19 protein-coding genes are annotated in these 22,271 nt (G+C 63.9%); 3 read left to right on the forward strand and 16 right to left on the reverse strand.

All coding sequences use genetic code 11. The annotated features are described in order from the left end of the window. Nucleotides 1–36: 36 nt before the first annotated feature. The 9 genes from acs to rlxS all read right to left on the reverse strand — a co-directional run bounded on the left by acs (nucleotide 37) and on the right by rlxS (nucleotide 11,526). Nucleotides 37–2,346 carry an acetate--CoA ligase gene (gene acs, locus QZ670_RS10660; protein ID WP_294254897.1) on the reverse strand — a complete coding sequence of 770 codons (2,310 nt, stop codon included), beginning with the start codon at nucleotides 2,344–2,346 and terminating at the stop codon, nucleotides 37–39. Further along, nucleotides 2,343–3,377 carry an alcohol dehydrogenase AdhP gene (gene adhP, locus QZ670_RS10665; RefSeq protein WP_294254900.1) on the reverse strand — a complete coding sequence of 345 codons (1,035 nt, stop codon included), beginning with the start codon at nucleotides 3,375–3,377 and terminating at the stop codon, nucleotides 2,343–2,345. Before adhP ends, acs begins: the two co-directional genes overlap by 4 nt. A 73-nt stretch (nucleotides 3,378–3,450) precedes the next feature. Beyond that, nucleotides 3,451–4,971, reverse strand: coding sequence for an aldehyde dehydrogenase (gene adh / locus QZ670_RS10670; RefSeq protein WP_294254903.1), 1,521 nt, complete (start codon nucleotides 4,969–4,971; stop codon nucleotides 3,451–3,453). Between the two features lie 136 nt (nucleotides 4,972–5,107). After that, on the reverse strand, nucleotides 5,108–6,133 hold the full coding sequence (locus tag QZ670_RS10675) for a GAF domain-containing protein (protein ID WP_365894630.1): 1,026 nt from the start codon (nucleotides 6,131–6,133) through the stop codon (nucleotides 5,108–5,110). 27 nt (nucleotides 6,134–6,160) lie between these two features. Continuing rightward, on the reverse strand, nucleotides 6,161–7,246 hold the full coding sequence (locus QZ670_RS10680; RefSeq protein ID WP_365894631.1) for a methyl-accepting chemotaxis protein: 1,086 nt from the start codon (nucleotides 7,244–7,246) through the stop codon (nucleotides 6,161–6,163). A 59-nt stretch (nucleotides 7,247–7,305) separates the two neighbouring features. Further along, nucleotides 7,306–8,072, reverse strand: a protein-coding gene (locus QZ670_RS10685; protein ID WP_294254906.1) for an IS5 family transposase whose coding sequence is annotated in 2 segments (ribosomal slippage) — nucleotides 7,306–7,760 and nucleotides 7,760–8,072 — 768 coding nt in all. Because the reading frame shifts where the segments join, the coding sequence is not laid out codon by codon here. 494 nt (nucleotides 8,073–8,566) lie between these two features. Continuing rightward, a complete protein-coding gene (locus QZ670_RS20090; RefSeq protein ID WP_365894633.1) occupies nucleotides 8,567–8,986 on the reverse strand; it encodes a helix-turn-helix domain-containing protein in 420 nt (139 codons plus the stop codon). An 11-nt stretch (nucleotides 8,987–8,997) separates the two neighbouring features. Beyond that, nucleotides 8,998–9,423 carry a CopG family transcriptional regulator gene (locus QZ670_RS10695; protein WP_294254908.1) on the reverse strand — a complete coding sequence of 142 codons (426 nt, stop codon included), beginning with the start codon at nucleotides 9,421–9,423 and terminating at the stop codon, nucleotides 8,998–9,000. 75 nt (nucleotides 9,424–9,498) lie between these two features. Then, on the reverse strand, nucleotides 9,499–11,526 hold the full coding sequence (gene rlxS, locus QZ670_RS10700) for a relaxase/mobilization nuclease RlxS (RefSeq protein ID WP_365894635.1): 2,028 nt from the start codon (nucleotides 11,524–11,526) through the stop codon (nucleotides 9,499–9,501). 244 nt (nucleotides 11,527–11,770) lie between these two features. Between rlxS and QZ670_RS10705 the strand changes: the two genes are divergently transcribed. After that, on the forward strand, nucleotides 11,771–12,133 hold the full coding sequence (locus QZ670_RS10705) for a hypothetical protein (RefSeq protein WP_294254910.1): 363 nt from the start codon (nucleotides 11,771–11,773) through the stop codon (nucleotides 12,131–12,133). A 1-nt stretch (nucleotide 12,134) separates the two neighbouring features. On the opposite strand, the gene QZ670_RS10710 is transcribed toward QZ670_RS10705, so the two are convergent. The 3 genes from QZ670_RS10710 to QZ670_RS10720 all read right to left on the reverse strand — a co-directional run bounded on the left by QZ670_RS10710 (nucleotide 12,135) and on the right by QZ670_RS10720 (nucleotide 14,244). Further along, nucleotides 12,135–13,058: a nucleotidyltransferase and HEPN domain-containing protein gene (locus tag QZ670_RS10710; protein WP_294254913.1), complete on the reverse strand. Its 924-nt coding sequence runs from the start codon at nucleotides 13,056–13,058 to the stop codon at nucleotides 12,135–12,137. Between the two features lie 71 nt (nucleotides 13,059–13,129). Next, nucleotides 13,130–13,339: a sigma factor-like helix-turn-helix DNA-binding protein gene (locus tag QZ670_RS10715; protein WP_294254917.1), complete on the reverse strand. Its 210-nt coding sequence runs from the start codon at nucleotides 13,337–13,339 to the stop codon at nucleotides 13,130–13,132. Continuing rightward, nucleotides 13,336–14,244 (reverse strand): zincin-like metallopeptidase domain-containing protein, encoded by a 909-nt coding sequence (locus QZ670_RS10720; RefSeq protein ID WP_294254919.1) that lies wholly within the window; start codon nucleotides 14,242–14,244, stop codon nucleotides 13,336–13,338. The genes QZ670_RS10715 and QZ670_RS10720 overlap by 4 nt, the downstream gene beginning before the upstream one ends. A 783-nt stretch (nucleotides 14,245–15,027) precedes the next feature. Between QZ670_RS10720 and QZ670_RS10725 the strand changes: the two genes are divergently transcribed. After that, a complete protein-coding gene (locus QZ670_RS10725) occupies nucleotides 15,028–16,107 on the forward strand; it encodes a hypothetical protein (protein WP_294254921.1) in 1,080 nt (359 codons plus the stop codon). Beyond that, complete coding sequence (locus QZ670_RS10730) at nucleotides 16,107–16,331, forward strand: hypothetical protein (RefSeq protein WP_294254924.1); 225 nt, start codon at nucleotides 16,107–16,109, stop codon at nucleotides 16,329–16,331. Before QZ670_RS10725 ends, QZ670_RS10730 begins: the two co-directional genes overlap by 1 nt. Before the next feature lie 262 nt (nucleotides 16,332–16,593). Here the strand turns inward: QZ670_RS10730 and QZ670_RS10735 are convergent, their stop codons facing one another. From QZ670_RS10735 to QZ670_RS10750, 4 genes are all read right to left on the reverse strand, one after another. Beyond that, nucleotides 16,594–17,169, reverse strand: a complete 576-nt coding sequence (locus QZ670_RS10735; RefSeq protein ID WP_294254926.1) for a hypothetical protein — start codon at nucleotides 17,167–17,169, stop codon at nucleotides 16,594–16,596. After that, on the reverse strand, nucleotides 17,166–19,016 hold the full coding sequence (locus QZ670_RS10740) for an N-6 DNA methylase (protein WP_294254928.1): 1,851 nt from the start codon (nucleotides 19,014–19,016) through the stop codon (nucleotides 17,166–17,168). Before QZ670_RS10740 ends, QZ670_RS10735 begins: the two co-directional genes overlap by 4 nt. Beyond that, the gene (locus QZ670_RS10745; protein ID WP_294254931.1) at nucleotides 19,013–19,459 is read right to left on the reverse strand and encodes a hypothetical protein; all 447 of its coding nucleotides are present in this window, start codon (nucleotides 19,457–19,459) and stop codon (nucleotides 19,013–19,015) included. Before QZ670_RS10745 ends, QZ670_RS10740 begins: the two co-directional genes overlap by 4 nt. Nucleotides 19,460–20,097: 638 nt before the next feature. Next, entirely contained in the window at nucleotides 20,098–22,263 is a 2,166-nt protein-coding gene (locus QZ670_RS10750; RefSeq protein ID WP_294254934.1) for a glycoside hydrolase family 3 C-terminal domain-containing protein, read from the reverse strand. Nucleotides 22,264–22,271 lie beyond the last annotated feature (8 nt).

Below are 22,271 nucleotides of genomic sequence, written 5' to 3' on the forward strand. Positions count from 1 at the left end.
GCGACGATGCCTCTGGGAGCGGTTGCAATGACGGTGTCACCGTCCGGATGGTTCGCTCATGCCCTCTCGAAGCTGCTGCACGACCATGGGATCCGCCAGCGTAGAGATATCGCCGATCTGATCAGCCTGACCTTCTGCCAGTTTGCGCAATATGCGCCGCATGATCTTACCCGATCGGGTCTTTGGAAGCCCTGGGACGAACTGGATGACATCCGGTGTGGCTATTGGCCCGATTTCCTTGCGCACCAGGCTCCGCAGTTCCTTCCGTAGCGCCTCGCTTCCCTCCTCTCCTGCATTCAGCATCACGAAGGCATAGATTCCCTGCCCCTTGACGTCGTGCGGCATACCTACGACGGCGGCCTCGCTCACCAGTTTGTGCATGTCCAGCGCGCTCTCCACTTCCGCAGTTCCCATGCGGTGCCCGGAGACGTTGATGACGTCATCGACCCGACCGGTGATCCAGAAATAGCCATCTGCGTCGCGGCGCGCCCCGTCACCGGTGAAATAGGTGCCCGGGAAGGTGCTGAAATAGGTTTGGAAAAACCGTTCGTGATCGCCGAAGACGGCACGCATCTGGCCCGGCCAGCTGCGGGTGAGGACCAGATTGCCCTCGGCCGCGCCGGCCAGCGCATGGCCTTCGCCATCGACCAGCTCGGGGCTGACACCGGGCAGGGGAAAGGTCGCGCTGCCGGGCTTGGTTGCCGTCGCGCCCGGCACGGGAGCGATCAGCGCCCCACCCGTTTCGGTCTGCCACCAGGTATCGACGATCGGGCATTCTCCCCGACCGATCCTCTCGTGATACCAGTCCCATGCTTCGGGGTTGATCGGCTCCCCCACCGTTCCGAGCAGGCGGATCGACGACAGGTCGTGGGGCGTCACCCATCGGTCTCCCTCGCGCATGAGCGCGCGGATCGCCGTCGGTGCGGTGTAGAAGATCGTCACGCCCAGGCGCGCGCTCGTTTCCCACAGCCGGCCCGGATCCGGGTAGTTGGGCACGCCATCGAACATGACCGTCCGCGCGCCGTTCGAGAGCGGGCCATAGACGACATAGCTATGCCCGGTGATCCAGCCGATGTCGGCGGTACACCAGAACAGGTCGTCGGACACGTCCCGTCCGTGCTCCGGTCCGAACAGCAGGTCATATGTCAGCGTGGACCACAGCAAATAGCCCCCGGTGGTATGGAGCACGCCCTTGGGTTTGCCGGTCGAGCCGGAAGTGTACAGGATGAAGAGAGGATCTTCGGCATGCATCGCCTCGGGCGCGCAATCGTCGGGGGCGGCGGCGCAAGCCTCCTCCCACCAGATGTCGCGCGCCTCCCGCATCGACACCGGGCCACCGGTTCGCCGCATGACGATGACCGAGCGAACCCCGCTTGCCCGCTCCAGCGCGCAATCGACATTGGCCTTGAGCGGAATCCGCTTGCCGCCGCGGGTTCCCTCATCGGCGGTGACAACGAGAGTCGCGCCGCAATCGATGATCCGGTCGGCCAGGCTTTCGGGCGAAAACCCGCCGAACACCACCGAATGGACCGCGCCGATCCGTGCGCAGGCGAGCATGGCGATCGCCGCCTCCGGCACCATCGGCATGTACAGGACCACGCGGTCCCCCTTGGCGATGCCGTTGATTTTCAGGACGTTGGCGAAGCGACAGACCTCGCGATGCAACGCGAGATAGGTCAAACTACGCCCTTCACCCGGCTCGTCGCCCTCGAACACGATCGCTGGCTGATCGCCGCGCGCCTCGAGATGGCGGTCGAGGCAGTTGACCGACACGTTCAGTTCGCCATCGGCAAACCAGCGTATGCCGAAGTCGCGCTTGTCGAAGCTGCTCTCGTCCGCCTTGGTCGGGAAGACGCTCCAGTCGAGGCGGCGCGCCTCCGCAAGCCAGAAGCCGTCCGCATCCCGATCGTGCGCTGCCTGCATCGCGCGAAGCCGATCTGCCCGGTGCAGCATGGCGATTTCCCCTTCGTCGTAGGCGCGGCTCCGCACGAGGAAGCGCCGGCCCGTCCCGTTGTCAAGGCTGAACATGCCGCCCCGCCCCTCCACTACGTCCAGGATCAGCTGCGTGTGCTTCCATGCCGCGAACTGCCCCGCCCCGATATAGACCGGGGTGGTGTCGATCGTGCCCAGCAGCACGTCCGCGCCGCCGAGGCGGAACTCGCTGCGCGGGTAGACCATGGGACTGGAGCCGTCGCAGCACCCGCCGGACTGGTGGATCAGCACCGGACCATGGCGTGCAGCGATTTCGGCCAGCAGCCTCGCGGCTGCTTCCGTGGCAAGCACGCGGTGGACGGGGCGAGCCTGTGACAGGACCGCCCCGCCCATCGGCGCACGGCTCGTCATCATTGCGTCAGGTCGAGCACGACGCGCCCGTTGATCTGTCCCTTGCGCATCCGCTCGAACACCGAATTGATATCGTCCAGTTTGGCGGTGGAGATGGTCGCCTTCACCTTGCCGTCACCGGCGAAATCGAGCGATTCCTGTAGGTCCAATCGCGTGCCGACGATGGAACCGCGCACGGTGATGCCGTTCAGCACCATGCCGAAAATGTTGAGCGGGAAGTCGCCCGGCGGAAGTCCGTTGAGCGCGACGGTGCCGCCACGCCCGACCATGCCGACGGCCTGTTCGAAGGCCTTCTCGCTCACCGCCGTGACCAGCACGCCGCGCGCGCCGCCGCCGGTCATTCGCTTTACCGCGGCGGCGGGGTCCTTTTCGGTCCGCGCGTTGACGGTTTCCTTCGCGCCGAGTTCGCGTGCAAGCGCAAGCTTGGCGTCGTCCACGTCCACGGCGACCACGTCCAGCCCCATCGCGACCGCATATTGCACGGCCATGTGGCCCAGACCGCCGATACCGGAGATGACCACGGCATCGCCGGGCTTGGTGTCGGTCATCTTCAGCCCTTTATAGACCGTGACGCCCGCGCACAGTACCGGCGCAATCTCGTTGAACCCGATATTGTCGGGCAGTTGACCGACGTAATTGGGGTCGGCCAGGACATAGTCGGCGAACCCGCCATTGACCGAGTAGCCCGTGTTGCGCTGGCTTTCGCAAAGCGTCTCCCATCCGCCCAAGCAGTGGGTGCAATGGCCACAGGCGGTGTAGAGCCAGGGCACACCGACCCGATCGCCCTCCTTCACATGGGTTACCCCCTGCCCCACCGCGGACACGAAGCCCACGCCTTCATGCCCGGGGATGAAGGGCGGGTTGGGCTTGACCGGCCAATCCCCCTCCGCCGCATGCAGATCGGTGTGGCACACGCCCGATGCCTGGATCGCCACCTGGATCATGCCTGGCCCGACTTCGGGCACCGGCACCTCCTCGATCCGCAGGGGTTCGCCGAAGGCGCGCACGACGGCGGCTTTCATGGTCTTCGTCATGATGTCTCTCCTGGATTCTCTTTTGGGCACGGCGCGGCGAGGATTCGCCGCAACGCACCGCTCCGCCCTCGCCTCAGAAAAAGCCGAGTTTCTTCGGGCTGTAGCTGACCAGCATGTTCTTGGTCTGCTGATAGTGATCGAGCATCATGCGATGGTTTTCGCGCCCTATGCCGGACTGTTTGTAGCCACCGAATGCGGCATGGGCGGGATAGGCGTGGTAGCAATTGGTCCACACGCGCCCTGCCCGGATCGCGCGACCGAAGCGGTAGCACGTGTTCGCATCACGGCTCCACACCCCCGCTCCCAGGCCGTAGAGCGTGTCGTTGGCGATCTGCAGCGCCTCGTCATGATCCTTGAAGGTGGTCACGGCGAGTACGGGGCCGAAAATCTCCTCCTGGAAGATACGCATCCGGTTGTTGCCCCGGAACACGGTCGGCTTGACGTAGTAGCCGCCCGCGATTTCGCCGTCGAACCGCGCGGCCTCGCCACCGGTCAACAGTTCGGCGCCCTCCTGCTTGCCGATGTCGATATAGGACAGGATTTTCTGCTGCTGTTCGGACGAGGCCTGCGCGCCGATCATGGTTTCCATGTCGAGCGGGTTGCCGGCCTTGATGGCTTGTACACGGGCGATCGCGCGCTCCATGAAGCGATCGTAGATGCGTTCATGCACGAGCGCGCGGCTGGGGCATGTGCAGACCTCGCCCTGGTTGAGCGCGAACATCACGAAGCCTTCGATCGCCTTGTCGAGATAGTCATCGTCGTCACGGCACACATCCTCGAAGAAGATGTTGGGGCTCTTGCCGCCCAGCTCGAGCGTGACCGGGATGAGGTTCTCGCTGGCATATTGCATGATGAGACGGCCGGTGGTCGTCTCCCCGGTGAAAGCGATCTTTGCGATGCGGCTGCTGCTGGCGAGCGGCTTGCCCGCTTCCAAGCCGAAGCCGTTGACTACGTTCAGCACGCCGGCGGGCAGCAGGTCGCCGATCATTTCCAGCAGCACCATGATCGATGCCGGGGTCTGCTCGGCAGGCTTCAACACCACGCAGTTGCCCGCGGCCAGCGCCGGCGCAAGCTTCCACACCGCCATCAGGATGGGGAAGTTCCACGGGATGATCTGGCCGACCACGCCCAGCGGTTCGTGGAAATGATAGGCGACCGTATCCTGATCAATCTCGGAAATGCCGCCTTCCTGCGCGCGGATGCAGCCCGCGAAATAGCGGAAATGATCGATTGCCAGCGGGATGTCGGCCGCTACTGTCTCACGCAGCGGCTTACCATTGTCCCAAGTTTCCGCGACCGCGAGCTTGAAGAGATTTTCTTCCATCCGGTCTGCGATGCGATTCAGGATCAGCGCGCGCTCGCCGGCACTGGTGCGGCCCCAGGCGTCCTTGGCGGCATGGGCTGCATCGAGTGCGGCTTCGATGTCGGCCGCCTGACTGCGCGCGACCTTGCAAACGGGCTTGCCGGTGACGGGCGAGATATTGTCGAAATACCGCCCATCCTTGGGTGCCGTCCACTTGCCGTCGATGAAGTTGTCGTACTTCTCTGCGAAGGGCGCGCTCATGGAAGCCGCCGGATTGGTTCGCATATCCATCATTCATCCTCTCACGTTGCCGGATGCTCCGGTCTCGAAGAGGATGATTTCGTGAAACAGCGGCACTGAGAAGAGCGGACAGCGCGAAGGGGGCCGGCACTGTCTCGTTGTCGAGACAGCTTGACGGCACCTCGTGTCAATCGCGCGTCAAGCCGACCTTCTCCATCCGCCGATAGAGCGTGGCGCGCCCGATCCCGAGAGCCCTGGCGGCACGCGTCGCGTTTCCATCCGCCTGCGCCAAAGCGCGTCGCAATACCGCGCGTTCCGAGTCGCGAAAGGATGCGGCCTCGCCGCCGCCGAGGATGTCGGCAGCGCTGCGACACCCGGTCAGGCATGCATCGGTAAGATGAAAGCGGTGGCGCGCGGCGTGCGTGGCGCCGATCACCAGATCGTCGCGATCGACTGCCAGCAAAGCCGAATCGCCCCCGGGAAGGTTTGCATCGATGATGCGATGCCCCTCGAAATATCGACGAAAGATGCCGCTTTCGATCCGCCGCGCGGCGTCCTGAACGATCTTCTGGATCAGAGAGCCCATCGCCATCGTGTGATCGTCGCGGCAATTGGAGATGTCCAGCGCGCCTACCAACTGCCCCGCCGCGTCTCGAACCGGAGCATCCATGCAGCTGATGCCGATATTCCGGCTGGCGAAATGCTCATCGCGGTGAATCGTGATCGGACGGCCTTCCACGAGGCAGGTGCCGATCCCGTTGGTGCCTTCGCGGCTCTCGCTCCAGACGCCACCCGGCGTCAGCCCGACCTTGTCGAACATCTCCCGATCACCCGCGCTGCTCCGCGCTTCGAGGATGACGCCTTCATTGTCCGATAGCATGACGGCGCAACCGGTGACTGCGACGATCTGAAACAGCTGGTCGAGCAGAGGGCGCGCGACCTCGAGCATCAGCCCATGACGATGCCGCCGCTGCGTGAGATCGCATCCCGATACCAGATCGGATGCTCGCGCGGCGCCCGCGTCTAACCCGTGCTTGAGGCCCGATCGACACCAGCTTGCCGCGACGAAGGACCTCGCGGCACTCGAGGATGAGTGCAACACCTCCGCCACCGAGTCTTCGTGCTGAGCTGCCATAAGGTCCTCATAATCGGTTTTGCGCAGGTTGGCGACGGAGGACTCGGCAACAAGCTTGCGTCCGCTGCCGATCCTCAATCCTCCGGCTTCATCATGGTGCGCAGCTCAAAACGAGCTCCACTCCCCAGCGCCGGGAGAGGATGAGATCGAGCGTGCGGGCTTCTGCTGCGCGTAAGCCTCCGGCTTGTTCCAGCCGGAACGGACTGCGCCCCGTTCTGATGGCTGACCGATATTGAAATGCGAAGCAGCTTGGGTCAGCTGCATTACTTCGCTTGCGAGATTGCGCGCCGCGGCAGATGTCTGCTCGACCATCGCTGCATTCTGCTGCGTCGTTTGATCCATCGCGTTGACCGTTTCGCTGATCTCGCTAACAGCGTTCGCCTGCGCGTTGTTGTCTTTAGCGATGTTGCCAAGGAGGTCATGCACCTCGCCAACGTCATTCGAGATTCCAACAAACGCGCCGTCGACCTTACGCACCATTTCCACGGCGGATAGAATCTCGGATTGTGTGGTGGTAAGCTGATCACGAGCCCGTCCGGCTTCCTCCTCCGCGCGCATCGCAAGAGCGGACACGAGATCGGCGACGACAGCAAAGCCGCGTCCGGCTTCGCCTGCGCGACCAGCTTCGACAGCAGCGTTCATGGCAAGGACGCGCGTTTGGAAAGCGATCTTGTCCAAACCTTCGATGACGCTGTCGATTCCTTTCGCGCTATCCGAGACTCTCCCCATGGCCGACACCGCATCATCGGCGATAGCTCGCCCATCTGCGACCGTCGAGATCGCAGCATCCGCACGCGAAACCGTCTTGGCCGCCGCAGCAGCCGTTTGCTTCAGGCGGCTGTCCATTTGGGTGATTGCCGCGGTGGTTTCTTCCAAATTCGCGGCGTTCGCCTCCGTTCGCCGCGCCAGATCTTCAGAAGCCGTTGCAATCTCGTTGGCGCCACTCTCGATGGTGGTGGCACTAATAGAAACTGCTCCGATCAGCTCCTTCAGACCTTCCAGCGTCAAATTGAAATCATCTCGCAGCGAAGCGTAATCGGAAGGAAAGGGGTGATCAATCTTGGCTGTTAAATCTCCCGCCCGCACGCGACGGAGGTGCTCACCAAGCTCCTTCACCACATCGGCTTGCTTGATCGCCTGCTGCTGCTGTTCGACCGCGGCATCGCGGAAGGTAAGCATCGCCTTTGTCATGCGCCCCACGCAATCTTTGTAATGCGTGAAGGCAATAGCGCTGCTGAGATCGCCGGCAGCTAGTCCGTAGACTCATAAGCGCGAAGCCACAGTCGCATTGAGGCGAGTTGGACCATGGCGAGGAAGTTAGCCGCTAGCTTGTCGTAGCGGGTGGCGACACGGCGGAAGTGCTTCAGTTTGGAGAAGAACCGCTCGATGAGGTTGCGCTCGCGGTAGAGCCGGTTGCTGAAGCACGGCTTCCAGCGGCGGTTTCTCTTGGGTGGGATGTTGGGCGTTGCCCCCTGTCCCTCGATCAGTTCACGGATGCGGTCAGCGTCATAGGCCTTGTCGGCCAGCACGATGGTGCGCGGGCCGAGATGGTCGAGCAGGATGTCGGCAACCTGTCCATCATGCGCCTGTCCCGCCGTCAGGCCGAGCCTGATCGGGAGCCCTTGCGCATCGACGACCGCGTGGATCTTGGTCGTGAGCCCGCCCCGGGAGCGACCGAGACAATGATCTCGATCCCCCTTTTTGCCGTCGCGGCCTGCTGGTGGGCGCGAACGGAGGTGCTGTCGATCATCTGGATGTCGCCGTCGTGCGCGGCGGTGATGGCGTCCATCATCCGATCCCACACGCCAGCCTTCCGCCATCGCACGAAGCGGTTATAGCAGGTGGTGCGCGCGCCGTAGCGCTCGGGCAGATCGCGCCATGGCGCACCGGATCGCAGCACCCAGAAAATGCCGTTCAGCACGCGCCGGTCGTCGACACGGGGCACACCTCGCGGCTTGTTGGGCAACAGCGGCTCGATCACGCGCCACTCGAAGTCGCTCAGATCATATCGGCTCATGCCGATGCTGAATCAGCTCCGAGCGCGTTGCGCAAGCTGGTGCTGGGGGGACGGGAGAAATCCCTCTGCTCTTCTCAGAGCCCCAGCTGATCCCCTCGCCAAGTCTAACCTCCCGGCTTGGCTGAGAGCACCGGCAGCATAATCGCGCAAGCAGCGCGTCCGCAAGTTTATGGGTTCACAACCTTGTTGCACGGCAGGTTTGAGGTCTCGGCGGTCCGAGGCTAAATGGCAAAGATTGGGTCGGAAGCCGTAGGCCCGTTTGTCGTCATCATCCGCCTCGGACGTAAAAGTTGGCCAACGGTCAGGTGCTGCCTATCGGGGAGGGTACATTGCAAGGTTCGAGCGTCTGCTCCCGCCGAAAGCCGTCGTAGAAGCCGCGAGACGGGAACGACGGCTTCGTCCCGAATTCAGTCTGCCGCGCAGGCGACTTTCACGAATGCTCCAAAGCTCCGACCAGAGCCAAAGCTATGACGGCAAAATGACATAAGGCGCGATCAACGATCCCCGTCGGGCTGGTCGTCTCGATCATAGAGCGCCAAAATCATACGCTCGACAACGCCGTCTTCAGCTTCCCCCCGCCTCCCCTCGTCGGGCGAAGAAAGATCGCGACGAACCGCCTCGGGGGTCGAGGCAAGGCTCGCCGTCAAAATGGCGCTGGCCAGGAATGGGTGCATCACCTCGGCTAAGGGTGGCCGGGCGCCGTTGCCCGCAATCGGGCGGCCACGCTGAAGCAGCGCTGCGATGCTGGTCATCGGCACGAGCGTGATTGCCCCCACCTTGATCACCTCGATCTCACCAGCCTTGATCAGCTCGTAGAACTTCGACCTACCGATGCCAGTGATGCGGCAGGCATCAGCAATCCGCAGCGTGATGGGCGACAGGTCGGTGTTCGGCTTGCTCAGCGTAGGACGCATGGCACACTCCTTCATCTGTCCCTCCCCAGTTCTGGGGATTGACGGTTGGCGATGCGGTTGTTCGTGTCGCCCCGGGCGATTGCTCGACCGACGAGCTCGACGAAGGCGTCGTAGCGAAGCCGGCCGAGACGCTGCGTCTCGGTATCAAAGGCCGGCCGGTGCGCCGTGAGGGTAAGCTGGTGGCGGACGAAGAGCCCGAGGGCTTCGGTCAGATAGTCGAGCTTCTGCTCCATCCGATCGGCGACGCGGTTCTGGCGGTCGAGCCGCGCGCCGAAGCGCTGGTCGAGTTCATGACCGGCACGGCGATCGAACCAGGCGGTCAGCGCGTCGGTCAGGATTGCGGTCTTCGACGATCCCGGCTGCGCAGCCATCGCGTCGAGCTTCGCCGACAGTTCGTCGGGAAGGTAGAATTGGTGGCGGGTCTTGCGCGTCTGCATGTGGCGCAGAATCCGCCTGTTCCCGCTTCCGTTACAGGTCCTGGCTGGTGAATCCCGGTACCTCTTTGAGGACTCTCAGAACCCGCCGATCTCCGGCCCCGAACGCTGGCGCCCGAATGTCCAGCTGATCGTGCCGCCACGATCGATGCCGGTGACGGTTCGGCCGATCTGCTTTTCCAGCACCGGCCGCCAAGGCACCAGCGTGAACTCCCGCGATTTCTCGATCACCGCATATTTCGCGGCGCCGACCTGCACCGCCTTGCGATAGGTACCCTCAATCGCGCCGCCGCGATGCTCGGAATAGCCAAGCCCCATCTCTTTCGAGAGCTGCCCCGCCACCTGCCGCAGTTCGCGACGGCGGAGCTCGGTCAGCAGATTGGCGCGGAAGCGGACGGTATCGCCGTCGCGCCAGGCGAGGTCTTCTTCGATCAGCCACTGGCGGCGAAGCACCAATGCCTGTCGCACCTGCGCGCCGAAGCCGCCGCCCAGCACTTCCGGTTCTTTCGCGACCTGCTGCTCGTCGAGCCAGGTCACGCCGTTGCGGCGGACCAGTTCCAGGACCGGGCGCTCGGCAAGCGCTTCGATCTCAACGGGTCGTGCCGCAGCCGCCCTTCGCTCGAAGGCCAGCACCTTGTCGAGATGATCGGCACAGATTTTCCAGCTGCCATCCGGCATGCGCTCCACCTCGCCCCCTCCCCGTCGCAGCGCTTCCAGCCGCCGGACATGGGCTTCGGCGAAACGCTGGCTGGCACTGGGGTCGTGGCGGAGATGCCCGTCGACGCTGTAGATGCCGTTGTTGGCGGCAGCGACCTCGGCAACAGTTCGATCGACATCGCGGATGCCGGCGATGACCGGCGACACCCGCACAATCTCGGGGCGCTCGCTCACTTCCGAGAGCGACCGATTGCCCAGCTCGACATAGTGGCTGCGCCCGTCGGTCGCTGCCACGATCAGGTAATGGCGGTCGCGATGCTCGTCGGCCAGTCCCGTCGCCACGACACGGCCGATCAGCGGCTTGCCCTCGGCTGGGTCGTAGATCGCATAGTCCTGCGGATGCACCTCGGGCGCCCGTTCCTTCAGCTGCGCGTGCATCGTCGCGATGATGTCGCCGCGGCGGCCCATCACACGCAGCGTGGCTTCCAGATCGTCGGCGAGCCGGTAGCGCCCTTTGCCTTCCTCGGTCGCTAATCCCATCCGGGCGAGCGTGCCGAGGCGCGCGGCGCGCAGCCCCTGCTCGACGCTGTCACCATGCCAGGAGGATACCAGCCCGTCGGCCTCGCGCGCGACCAGCAACCTGCGGTCGATGCTGGTGAACCGCTCTTGGCCCACCTCGCGCTGGCGGCCCTCAAAAATCTCGCGGTCGGTGCGCGGCCCCAGATCAAGATTGACCAGCTCCGCCGCCCGCGCGGCGAGCCCGCGGCTGACATATTCGCGGGCGACGATTAGATCCTGGCCGCGATCGTCGATCCCACGCACCAGCACATGGGTATGCGGATGGCCGGTGTTGAAATGGTCGACGGCAACCCAGTCGAGCTTCGTGCCGAGGTCCTGCTCGACCTGCGCCATCCAGCGCCGCACCAGCGGCTTCAGGTGTTCATATTGCGCGCCGTCTTCGGGTGCAACGATGAAGCGGAACTGGTGCCGGTCGCCGGTGCTGCGTTCGAGGAATGCCTTGCCGTCAGCAACGTCCTGATCAGCAGCATAAAGCGTGCCGCGCTCACCCTCCCGGGTGGTGCCATCCCGCTGCAGATAGCGAAGGTGCGCGGCAGCGCCCTTCGCCCCCTTCCCCGTCACCTTCACGAAGCGGGCCTTCACGACGACGCGGCGCGCGCGAATTCCTGCAAACCGATTGGAAGACCCAAGCACCCGGCCCACGCCCGAACCGCGACCGATCCTGCTGCCATCGAAATGCCTGGCGCGCGCAGCCGGAGATCGGGCCGCGCCGCCCGCCAGATTGGTGGCCTTGCGAAGCTGGTGCGCGAACGGCCGATCCGCGCCGACCCGCCCCAACCATAGCTCGAATGGATCCTCGGCCATGACGCTGTCCCATGCTGGAAAGCGCCAGAAGAGGGGGCGCCAGCGCAGCCCTTCAAGGGCCTCCATTCGGGGGAGCCGGAAAGCCACAGAAATGCTGGCATTCCGGCGACCGCGCCTTCCCGATGGAGGCATCGCCGTGGGTATGCCTCCATCAAAAACGACGTGCAGACGCCACTTCCGGGGCCGCTTGGAGGCACCGCTTTTATCTTGCCATCCCTTCTACCCCCCCGCCGATCCCCACCAGCCTTTCATATGTTCCCTCTACGTTCTACTATCGCGGCGTTTACGAGTCGCTAGGAATAGGCCAGATATGTCGATCAGGATCGAACCACTGGAGAACGGCCGGCTGAAGCTTTCCGGCGACGTGGAGGACGAGATTTGCCTGTCCGCGCGGGCGCTCGATGAGGGCTTTGCCATCGCAATTTCGGACGGCACACTGGTGCAGGGACGCTTCGATAATTGGGTCGACGAGTGCCGATTTTCGGTCGCCGTCGAGGGCGCCGGTATCGCTACAGTCAGCCGCGCGGAGCGCGGCGACGTGCTCGATCTGGCGTGGAAAATCGAGTGGATCAGCGTCGCGATCGCCCGCGATATGCGCTGCGCCGAACGCAGCGAAGCGCCGCAGTTGCAGCGCGAATTGTCGTTCGCGGACGCCGGGAAAATCGCCGCCTAGGTCAGGCGGCGGCGCTGCGTTCCAGTGCCGCGATCCGCTCTTCGCAGATCACCTGCACCGCCTGACCGAGCGCTTCGACACGCTCGCCCAGCCACACCAGTTCCTCTTCGCTGATCCGGTAGTGCTTCGAATAGCGCGCCTTCACATAGGCCTCTTTCAGCTTCTCGAAGCGGGCACGATCGGTGCGCTGGTCACGCGGCCAGGCATCGACCAGACGCGGATCGATGCGCTCGGCCTGGGTGCGCAGAAAGCCCAGATTATGCACGTGCGGGGTGTAGAAAGTGCAGACGAGCAGCACGCAGTGGTAGAGGCGTTCAGCCGTCTGGTGCAGCAAGAAAGCGGCCAGCTTTAGGTCGCCATCACGCTCAGCGTACCCAGCATTCCGTTTGAACCCGGCTGCTGTTGGAAACCATTCTCCGAAATACTCCTGCGCCATGGCCAACGCCTGCTTCGGCGTCTTAGGCTTGGGCTGATGTAATTCGGTATCGTCGCTCTGGTACAACGCGATGCCGTCGCGGGCGACATCCATGAAGAAATAGCGGCCATGCGCGAGGCCGTCATTCACCTCCTGCAGGGTATGAACGATGAAGTTGACCGGCGTGCGCAGCGTTTTGGTAATCGCCAATTCACGATTGAGCCGGTCGTCGGCGGTTGTCCAAAACTGGGCGCGATCGGTGAGCTTGTCGTTGTTGACGATCACCAGCAAGTCGAAGTCCGACTGATAACCTTTGGCGGTATGTGGCTCGTCGATCCATCCGCCGCGCGCATAGCTGCCGCAGAGAATTACCTTTAGGATGCGCCCCTGCTTCTTCCAGTCCGATGTCGCAACAGCGGTCGCGTCGCCAAATTCCTGGAACAGGATTTGAACGACACGCTCCAGCTCGCGCTGCTTGGCTGGCGGCAAATGATCGAGGCCGGTCCTCATGGATCGATCCTAACGCGCTGATGCGGCGGCGTACACCTCGCCCGCAGGTAGCGGGCGAGGTGTCGCGTCTATCACGGCCATTTGTCCCGTTCGGCCCGATCCAAGGCAAGGATCACACGGGCAATGGTCTGCTCCACCTCGGCCACTGTGCAACCATGCCGTTCAGCTGTTTCGATGTAGTCGCAATCGTCGAACCGGACCGATCCGAAGATCGCCCGATCGCGCTCGGGGATGGCACGAAAGGCACGACGCATCCGCCGCAGTCGAAGCCAGCGCATCATTGCTCCGCCTCCCCATCCGACGTGAAACCGAGCAGATAATCGGCTGCCTTGCTGGCCGCGCTCGCCGCGCGAAAGATCGCCTTTTCGTCCTCGCGCAGCACCGCCAGCCAGCTGCCGATATAATCGGCGTGCCGAACCGTTGGCCGGATCGCCAGCGATGCGCAGGTAAACGCGCTCGCCATCTCGGCAGCCAGTTCCTCGCGGGCATAGGTGGCACTGCCGAATGCGCCGGACTGGTCGCGGTCAAGGCGGGAGCGATGCCCGGTCCAGTGCCCCAATTCGTGCAGCACAGTGCGATACCAGTTGATGCGGTTGTAAAAGGCGAGCTGCGGCGGCACCGCGACATAGTCGCCGCCTGGGCTGTAATAGGCTTCGCCACCCCCGATCCGGATATCTGCCCCGCATGCTTCCATCAACGCATGCGCGGCCGGAATGCGGTCGGCTTCTGCCACGGGCTCGCCCTGCGCCACCACCGTCAGCCGATCGGGCAATCCCTCGCACTGGTCGACATTGAATACGGTGAACCGCTTGAGAAACGCCAGCTGCCGCGCCTCGCGGTCCTCGTCGCGTGCCCGTTCGGCTTCGACCTTTGGCGTGAAGCGATCCGCATAGCAGATCGTCGTCCCGCGCTCGCCGCGCCGCACGTTGCCCCCGGCCGCCTGGGCTTGTCGAAAGGTCAGCCAACGCTGCGAGGCATAGCGCCCCTCGATCACCGCCGCCCAGAGGATCAGCACATTGATCCCCGAATAGCGCCGCCCGGTCACCGCATTGGCCGGCATCGCACAGCCACATGCCGCCGCATCCCAAGGCTGCACCCAGGGCAGCCGTCCCTGTTCCAGTTCGGCAATCACCCGTCCCGTCACCTCGGCATAGAGGCTCGCCCGGTTCTCGTGTCCAACACCCATAATCCTGCTCCTTCCAAAACACCGCAACCGGCGCCGGAAGGGCGGGGGGAGCGGCAGGAGCGAACCGGCAGTCCTGCCGTCAGAGGCAGGCCGCACCCCCCGGGGTCCCCATTGCGCCCGCGCAATGGGGTGGGTCTCAGGGCCGTAACGGAGTGGAGGAGCCGGGCACCGCCCGGCTTGCGGCATGCCGCGGCAGGACTAGAGGCGAGCGACGCTCCCCCTGCTCTTTCCCGCGTGCCGGCGCACCAACGCCGCCGCGCATTCGCGCGGCGACCATCCTGTCAGCGCAACCGCGCTGCCGGGCGCCACCGGCGCCCGGACAAGAACCGCACCCTTGTAACCGGGCGGGCCTCGCGCGGGCGGCGTGCGCGCGCCAGCACGTGCGCCAGCCGCCGCCCGTGCCTCCCGCCCGGGCAAGTGTGCCACGCGGGCACCGACAACCTGCGCGCCCTGGTGTCGCCGCAGGCGTGCGCCAGCGCGCGCCCCGCACCCGCGTTTCGCTGCCGGCACCTGCCGGCCGCCGATCCGCAGGATCGACGCTCGCGTCCGCGATCAAAATCCGAAGGGCCGAGACGGCCAGCCCGACTCGGCGCCGCGCAGCGGCGTGCGAGCGCAATCACGCCGCTGGCGTGAGACGCCCAGCATGGTCCACCAAGCCGCCTGTCGATCAAAAGGCGCGACTGAACACGAATAGCCTCAGGCCCATTCAGATCCGTCTGGCCAAGGCTATAGGACCAGCACCGCACTGCCGAAACCGCAGGTTGGATCGCAAGGGAGCGGCACATGGTCACGCGTGAGGAACTCTACCGCCTTATCTGGGCGATGCCGATGACCAAGGTCTCGGCGCAACTGGGCATCTCCTACGGCAAGCTGGTACAGATCTGCACCGCTCTGGGCGTACCGAGGCCAGCGCAGGGCCACTGGACACGCCTTGAGCTCGGCAAGGCCGATCCTGTTCCGCCGTTACCCGCAGCAGCGGAAGGACAGCCCACCACATGGACCGGCGACGGCATGCCCCTCCCCAAGGCGCGACCCGCCGTCCGCACACTTAGGAAAAAGGCGATAACCGGCAACAAGACGGCTCCGGCCATGCACCCGCTCCTGCGCGGCACGAAGGCACAATTCTTGAATAGCCGCCCGGCCAGGGATGATGGCTTTCTCCGACCGTATAAACGCGCCCTGCCCGACCTGCGCACCTCCTCCGCAGCGCTCGATCGTGGGCTGCTGCTGGCGAATGCTCTGTACAATGCCTTCGAGGAGGCTGGTCACCACGTGGTACTCAGCGGGCTCAATTCTGCCGCCCGCCGCCTGCAGATCGACCCCAGAGAGGCACCGATAAAGGGACAGCGGTACGACCCGTATCCACAGCCATGGCGGCCCGATCGACCCACGCTCGTCCAGACAGGCGGGTTGAGCATCGGTCTCATTGTTCTCGAGATGACCGAGCACGTAAAAATGCGCCACACGAACAACGGGTTTGTCCGAGACAGCCCCGAGCTTGCTGCACGCCTGGAGCGGTCCCACGGCTCCGGCTGGACAACATTCGAGGATGTGCCGTCGGGTCGGCTCCGTATCTTCGCCTATGCTGCAGACTCCGGCGTCGACTGGTCGCGAAGCTGGCAGGAATCGGAGGATCAGCCAGCACCGCTCTCGCCCGAAACCATCGTCAAAGCCGTTCTGGCGCAAAAGCGCCAGCTTTTGGAAATGGCAGAGGAAGCCGCGCGCCGGGCCGAGCTTCGACACCGCGCATGGTTGGAGGAACAGGAGAAATGCCGCCGCCGCGAGGACGAGCGCAATATCGCCAAATCCTATGAGAAAGCCTGGCAACCCTGCAACGCGCTATCCAGCGATGGTCGAGGGTGATGGAGATCGAGCAGTTCTTCTCCCAAGCCCAGCAACGCGCAGCGACACTCCCGAGCAAGGCCCAAACGGTCGTTTTGGAGCGGGTCAGCCTTGCCCGAAAACTGATCGGTAATCAGGATCCCCTCGACCTCCTTCGAGAATGGAAGGCACCTGCCGAGATATACCAGCCGCTATATGCCGACTCCGCCGATACCGTGCGGCAGCGAACGCGAAGCAAACTTTGACGGCCGATTGGCGGAAGCCGTGCTCTGGAGTCGGCTGAACATGAGGCCAGCCAGGGAGGCAGCATCCGACCAGATTCAGTCATTCATTAAACGGCGACGACCGGCAGCTTCTGTCGAAAACGGACGTAGCTTCCGCGAGAAGCACTTTTAAGAAAACTCCCGAAGACATCAATTGCAGAGAATATTTATTGATAGTGGTGAGATCGTTTGAGGTGCAATTCTCGGTCAAGCTTCCAGCTATGTCGCTGCGCACGTTTTGCACCTAAATAGTTATGACGCAGCGCTGTAGTTCTTGTGTGAGGTACAATACGCTCTGCTGAAGCCATCTTGTCAGAGAGGGAAGATCGGGCGGAGCGTTCATATGATGTGCAGATCCACCCGGCTTTGGGGAAAGCCACCAGGGAGCCGCGCTTGCGAGATGCATGCGCTCAATTGAGAATTTTGAGAGGAGTTCAGTCGTGCTTCGCTCAGGCAGCGCGGCGTCGAAGTCTTCGACGACTTCCTCCGCATCGGGAACGAAGTTTGCTTCGCTCGCCGTTTGCGCCAGCGCTTCGAGCAGATCAAATTGCCAATGAGGATGGCCCGCGCCCGGACTTTGAAAGGAGAGCTCTCCACCTGACCATGTGCTGATCCCTGGCCATTCCAGTCGGAGGATCTGCGGTTTTGTGGCCTCATACCGTTTCCCGAGGTAGATCGTCAGCCCGGCATTGCGAAAACGGTAGGGTTTCGGACCGGCTATGACATCCCAGACCTCTTGCCAGCCAAGCCAGGATGTGAGGCCGCCGGAGATCTCGCACAACGGTGCGACCAGGGTGGTACCGCCGCGGTTCCGCGTCACCCGTTTGAGCTATGAGGAAAGAATACGTGATAGGGTTTGACGATCCGCCCGTTCTGGATCGAATCCGTCATCGTCGCCAGGCGGAAGTAACGACGCTCCCGTGCCGGCAGCGACTGCCACTCGTCCTGTGTCAACAGTAGGGCATCATTATACCCGGTCTGAATACCTTGTGAGACTTCGAACAGGTCCGAGACGGTCGGCAGGCCAAGTTCCGCCATTTCTGCTAGCAGCCGCTCCGTCGATGGCGTCGGCAATCGCCACGTTCTGCGCCCGACGAGAGAGCTCGCGTTGACGGGAAACAGGCTCCACTGGGGTTCGATAAGCGGCGTCGACGGGGCCGCGCCATCCAGCTTTCGGACCTGACGAAGCGCTTCGCCGGTAGCTGCGGGGTCGTTTTCCGTCAGCAACGCCATCAACGGCTTGGGTTCGGCCGACTGGCCCTTGCGGATTACGGTGCAGGCAACCTGAACGAGGGCGTGGGAGAACAGGCCGAAATCACCAATGGAGGCGAGCATGCGAATGTCGCCGCGATCGGCGAGCTTTTCGCGCCACGTCTCTGCGGCCTTGAGCGACAATAAGCTTGCAGGAAAAAGCGAGCCGAGCGCGCCCCCTTCTTTGAGAGCATCGAGCGCGCGCGACACAAAGGCCATACTATAATCGCCGCGCGCGGCGCTACCGTCGGTCGCTTCACGCAGCTGCTGGCGCTGCTCGGGCGTCTGCGCGCCGAATCCGATGAAAGGTGGATTCATGACGATGACGTCCGCGCGCGGGAAACCCGCTTCACCTAGCGCGTCGCGCTGAACGATCTCGAGTTGAACGCCGCCTGCCGGCGTCCAGTCGCGCAGTGAGAGACTGATGACGAAGCGTGCCATGGCGATCGCCGCTGAGGATATATCCAGGCCTATAATCGTCAGCTTGCCGGCGAACCGGGCGCGCCTGAGCGCACGCAGTGCCTCATGCAGAAACGCGCCGGATCCGCAGGCCGGATCGCACAGAACCAGCTCGGGGCGGGTCGAGAGATCGGGCATTTGAGCAAGAACCTGCTCGACGATGCTTCGGGCTAGCGCGGGCGGCGTAAAATGGGTTCCACCGCGGTGCGTAGCACGTGTTTCCGGGGCATCCACCAGCCCGAACAAATCAAAATCCGGCGAAACCCGGAGCAACTCGAAATGCGCCTCCTGGAACAGCTGACCGCCAGCGTGGCGGATCGCGAGCGCTGGATGGAGCCGAAGGTTAGAGAGCGCGCCGGGCGCCGCGGCTGCCTCGCTACTGGCGGCGTTTAATGCATTTGCCGGAATGCGCGCGTGTAGCTCAGCGACGTCCTCAGCCAAGCCGAGCCCAGACAGGTTCTGCCCGATTGCATCCGGAGCAATGAGCCCGGCTAGGGTCGCCAGGTACACGTCGATCGCCCGCCCGTCCGGCACCTTGGCATGATGAGCGAGCGAACGCACACGCCGGAAAAGATTGAGAAGATGCTCGACGATGCCACGGTTCGACCGCACGCGGTCTTCATTCAGATAGGTATAGAACCGGTCGAGGCTGCGTTCGACGCCGCCGCGCTCATAGACGCGCACATCGCTGGGCATATCCCACCGCACGACTGCCACCTTGCTATCCGTCACCGTCACGTGATGGGGAATGTCGCTCGACCACGCCCAGCCGGCGGTCTCACCAGTGCGCCAGAGATCCTCGGACGACGTCGAGAGCGCGAACGTTCCAAATCCGCCGTCAAGCAAGACGTGGTGATCGCCCGGAATCGCGGTGGTGTCCTGCGCCTCGAAGAGGGGTGCAAGCGCCAGACCGAAGCGGCGGCTCCAGTCGTGGGCGAGAGGCTGCAACTGAGTCATCGCACCGCTATCGCGGGGAAAAGCGGTAGCTGGCTTTCGACCCGCAGATCATTGGGCGTCGCGAGGATTTCCAGATGCGCGTCGAGCTCGACGACTAAGCAGGAGCAGTTCCGCAAAGGGTCGCTCGATACACGCAACGAGGCCTCCCGCGCGTTCGAAAACATAACAGCATGGCCCCAAAGGGACGGAAAGGCACGTTTGCGCAATAGCGCTTGGAGTTGCGCGATCGCCTCGCGCCACCCACTGACCTCAATGGCGTAGCGAAGATGCACCTCGTGCAGCACCCGCAGCGCCAGGATCGTCTGCCAGGAAAACAAGGCGAGATGCCCGCGCCCGGCGGGAGGAACGTCGGCCTCAACGAGCGCCCGACGCCCACACCACTCGCGTAGTTGATGGGCTGTTAGGCCGGAAAGGCGAACAGCTTCTGAGGCCTGAACCAACATATCCGGATGGGTAGCATGCCCATCCCAGCGACACCAACGCCTAATTTGGGACCTGCTTAAGGGCTATCGTTGGTCGCTTTCAGGAAAACCGACCCACTTCACCAGATTGTGCGATGCTGATCCGGCAAATGCCGAATGACAGCTCCGCATTAAAGCCGTCACTCAGCCCTTTGCTCGGTAACGGCAGGAAAGTTCCACTTTTCGCCATTGCCAGCGGGTGAACTCCGACACGAGCGCAAGTCTGGTGCAGGCGCCTCGCCGAGTCCACGCACGGATGGGATCATTGACTTTACAAGCGCCGGTACCGCGGAAGTCGAATACCCGCCGTTTCTTGCTCAGATTTGCATTTCTGGGCGCCAGATGCCAATGTCTCATCCTGCGTTAGGCCCAAGCAAAGCTGGAATCGCCAGCCATTTTGGAATCGAACCCACCCAACATTTGCCGGTGACGGTATATCGCGCGGTATCAGGGCTGACGGTATCTTGTTCAAGTCTTTGAATTAACTTTCATATTTCAGCCAGTTCGATTCCGTCCCCGCATGCTCCATGTTCTGCGGATTGCCAATCTGACAACCAAGAAAGCATTGCCGGCATGCTGGAACAGCAGCGACGCCGGCGATCGAACTCGGAGACCGACTGCTATTTGCGGAGGTGGCGTTCGGGGAGCTTGATGGTGGCGTTGAGGTTCGTGCCACCGGCCGAGGGGGCGCTTGTGAAGCTGTAGGTGGCTGCGGCGAGATGCCATCCCTCCGGAGTCCAGTCGGCGAGGACCTTCGGCTCGATCTTCACGACCACCGAGCGACTCTCGCCGGGCGCCAGCTCTACGCGTTGAAAACCTGCCAGGCGGCGCGTGTCGACGGCGCCCCGCCGGGTCAGGTAGAGCTGCACCACCTCGGCGCCGGCGACCTTGCCGACATTTCGCACGGTAACCGTCGCCTCGGGTTGGGCGCCGCCGCGAATCTGCAAGTCGGACTGCTCGAACCGCGTGTAGCTCAAGCCATAGCCAAACGGGAAAAGCGGTCGGGTGCCTTTGGCGGCGTACCAGCGATAGCCAACGTCCGCGCCTTCGGGATAGCTTACGATACCCTGCGCCCCCTCCGGCTGCCCCCAGCCGGGAATCTCCGCGCGGGGGAGCTGCGTCTCCTCCGACGGGAAGCTTATCGGCAGCCGGCCCGAGGGATTGACCTTGCCGGTCAGCACGTCGGCGATCGCCGCGCCGCCCTCCTGCCCCGGATACCAAGCCTCGACGACCGCCTTCACCTTGCCCAGCCAGGGCATCTTCACTGGATTGCCGGTCTCCAGCACCACGATCGTGTTGGGGTTCGCCTCGGCGACCGCCGCGATCAGCGCGTCCTGCCCTTCCGGCAGTGTCATGCTGAAGTCGTTGCCCTCGCTGCTCCAGGCGGTGGCGAACACGATCGCCACGTCGGACTGCTTCGCGAAGGCCGTCGCCGAGGCGAGGTCATAGCCGCTGTCATATTCCACCTTCGCCCCCGGCATGGCAGCGGCCAGCGCGCGCAGCGGCGAGGAGGGCATGTAGAGCTGGCGCGCCCAGGCTCCCATCATGCCGCGCCCGCCCAGCGGCAGCACGGTCACCGGCCCCTTGGGCGTCACCTGGCTCGACCCGCCGCCCGAAAGCACGCCGAGATCGGCATGGCCGCCGATCACCGCGACCGACTTGGCGCCCGCCAGCGGTAGCGCATCGCCGTCGTTCTTGAGCAGCACGATACCCGCTGCGGCCACTGCGCGCGCAGCGGCGGCATGGGCGGCTTCGTCGATCGCGCCTTCCGCCAGCGGCGCGTCCGCGCCGACGGCATAGAGCGAGCGCAGGATCCGCCGGACGCTGTCGCGCACCCGCGCCATTGGCACCCGCCCGGCGGCCACTTCGGCGCGCAGCGGCTTGTCGAAGAACACCTGCTTGTCGAGCTGCGCGCCCGATTGCTGGTCGAGCCCCTTGGCGAAATAGCTGACGTCGTGCACCGCGCCCCAATCGGACATCACCCAGCCGGGGAAGCCCCAGTCGCGCTTGAGCACCTGGTTCAGCAGGAAGTCATTGCCGCAGGCATAGTCGCCGTTGACGCGGTTATAGGCGCACATCACCGATCCGGGCTTGCCGTCCTCGATCGCCAGCTCGAAGGCGAGCAGGTCGCTTTCCCGGAACGGCTTCTCGTCGATCCGCGCGTCGATCGTGTTGCGCAGCGTCTCCTGGTCGTTGAGCGCGAAATGCTTGATCGTCGAGACGACCTTCTGGCTCTGGATGCCCCGGATCGAGGCGCCCGCCAGCCGGCCGGCGAGCAGCGGATCCTCGCCGAGATATTCGAAATTGCGGCCGTTGCGCGGATCGCGCGCCAGGTTCACGCCGCCCGCGAGCAGGATGTTGAAGCCCTTTTGCCGCGTCTCGTTGCCGGCCACCGCGCCGCCCTTGAAGGCGAGTTCGGGGCTCCACGTCGCCGCCAGCGCGAGGCCGGAAGGCAGGGCGGTCGAATAGTCGCCCTTGCGCAGCTGGAGCGGGTTGGCGACGCCCAGGCTGGCATCGGTTTCGTACAGGTCGGGAATGCCGAGCCGCGGCACGCCAGGGATCCAGCCGGCGGTAGGCTTCAGGTCCGCGCGCGGCAGCGGCGGCGTGCCCGGAAATGCGATCGGCATGATGCCGTGGAGCAGCTGGAACCGCTCGTCGTCCGTCATCTTCGCCTCGGTCGCGAGGGCGCGCGCATCCGCGGTATCGGTGCCTTTCGACGCCGTCTGCGCCATCGCCGTGCCGCTCATCAGGCCCAGGACGAGCCAGCCCAAACCGATCTTCTTCATGTCCCTCT

The sequence above is a fragment of the uncultured Sphingomonas sp. genome (genome assembly GCF_913774285.1).
Classification (GTDB): domain Bacteria; phylum Pseudomonadota; class Alphaproteobacteria; order Sphingomonadales; family Sphingomonadaceae; genus Sphingomonas.

What these genes read in the sequence shown, in the direction of transcription:
- acs (WP_294254897.1), bottom strand. Translation starts at nt 2,346, where the DNA reads ATGATGACGAGCCGTGCGCCGATGGGCGGGGCGGTCCTGTCACAGGCT.
- adhP (WP_294254900.1), bottom strand. Translation starts at nt 3,377, where the DNA reads ATGACGAAGACCATGAAAGCCGCCGTCGTGCGCGCCTTCGGCGAACCC.
- adh (WP_294254903.1), bottom strand. Translation starts at nt 4,971, where the DNA reads ATGGATATGCGAACCAATCCGGCGGCTTCCATGAGCGCGCCCTTCGCA.
- QZ670_RS10680 (WP_365894631.1), bottom strand. Translation starts at nt 7,246, where the DNA reads ATGACAAAGGCGATGCTTACCTTCCGCGATGCCGCGGTCGAACAGCAG.
- QZ670_RS20090 (WP_365894633.1), bottom strand. Translation starts at nt 8,986, where the DNA reads ATGCGTCCTACGCTGAGCAAGCCGAACACCGACCTGTCGCCCATCACG.
- QZ670_RS10695 (WP_294254908.1), bottom strand. Translation starts at nt 9,423, where the DNA reads ATGCAGACGCGCAAGACCCGCCACCAATTCTACCTTCCCGACGAACTG.
- rlxS (WP_365894635.1), bottom strand. Translation starts at nt 11,526, where the DNA reads ATGGAGGCCCTTGAAGGGCTGCGCTGGCGCCCCCTCTTCTGGCGCTTT.
- QZ670_RS10705 (WP_294254910.1), top strand. Translation starts at nt 11,771, where the DNA reads ATGTCGATCAGGATCGAACCACTGGAGAACGGCCGGCTGAAGCTTTCC.
- QZ670_RS10710 (WP_294254913.1), bottom strand. Translation starts at nt 13,058, where the DNA reads ATGAGGACCGGCCTCGATCATTTGCCGCCAGCCAAGCAGCGCGAGCTG.
- QZ670_RS10715 (WP_294254917.1), bottom strand. Translation starts at nt 13,339, where the DNA reads ATGATGCGCTGGCTTCGACTGCGGCGGATGCGTCGTGCCTTTCGTGCC.
- QZ670_RS10720 (WP_294254919.1), bottom strand. Translation starts at nt 14,244, where the DNA reads ATGGGTGTTGGACACGAGAACCGGGCGAGCCTCTATGCCGAGGTGACG.
- QZ670_RS10725 (WP_294254921.1), top strand. Translation starts at nt 15,028, where the DNA reads ATGGTCACGCGTGAGGAACTCTACCGCCTTATCTGGGCGATGCCGATG.
- QZ670_RS10730 (WP_294254924.1), top strand. Translation starts at nt 16,107, where the DNA reads ATGGAGATCGAGCAGTTCTTCTCCCAAGCCCAGCAACGCGCAGCGACA.
- QZ670_RS10740 (WP_294254928.1), bottom strand. Translation starts at nt 19,016, where the DNA reads ATGACTCAGTTGCAGCCTCTCGCCCACGACTGGAGCCGCCGCTTCGGT.
- QZ670_RS10745 (WP_294254931.1), bottom strand. Translation starts at nt 19,459, where the DNA reads ATGTTGGTTCAGGCCTCAGAAGCTGTTCGCCTTTCCGGCCTAACAGCC.
- QZ670_RS10750 (WP_294254934.1), bottom strand. Translation starts at nt 22,263, where the DNA reads ATGAAGAAGATCGGTTTGGGCTGGCTCGTCCTGGGCCTGATGAGCGGC.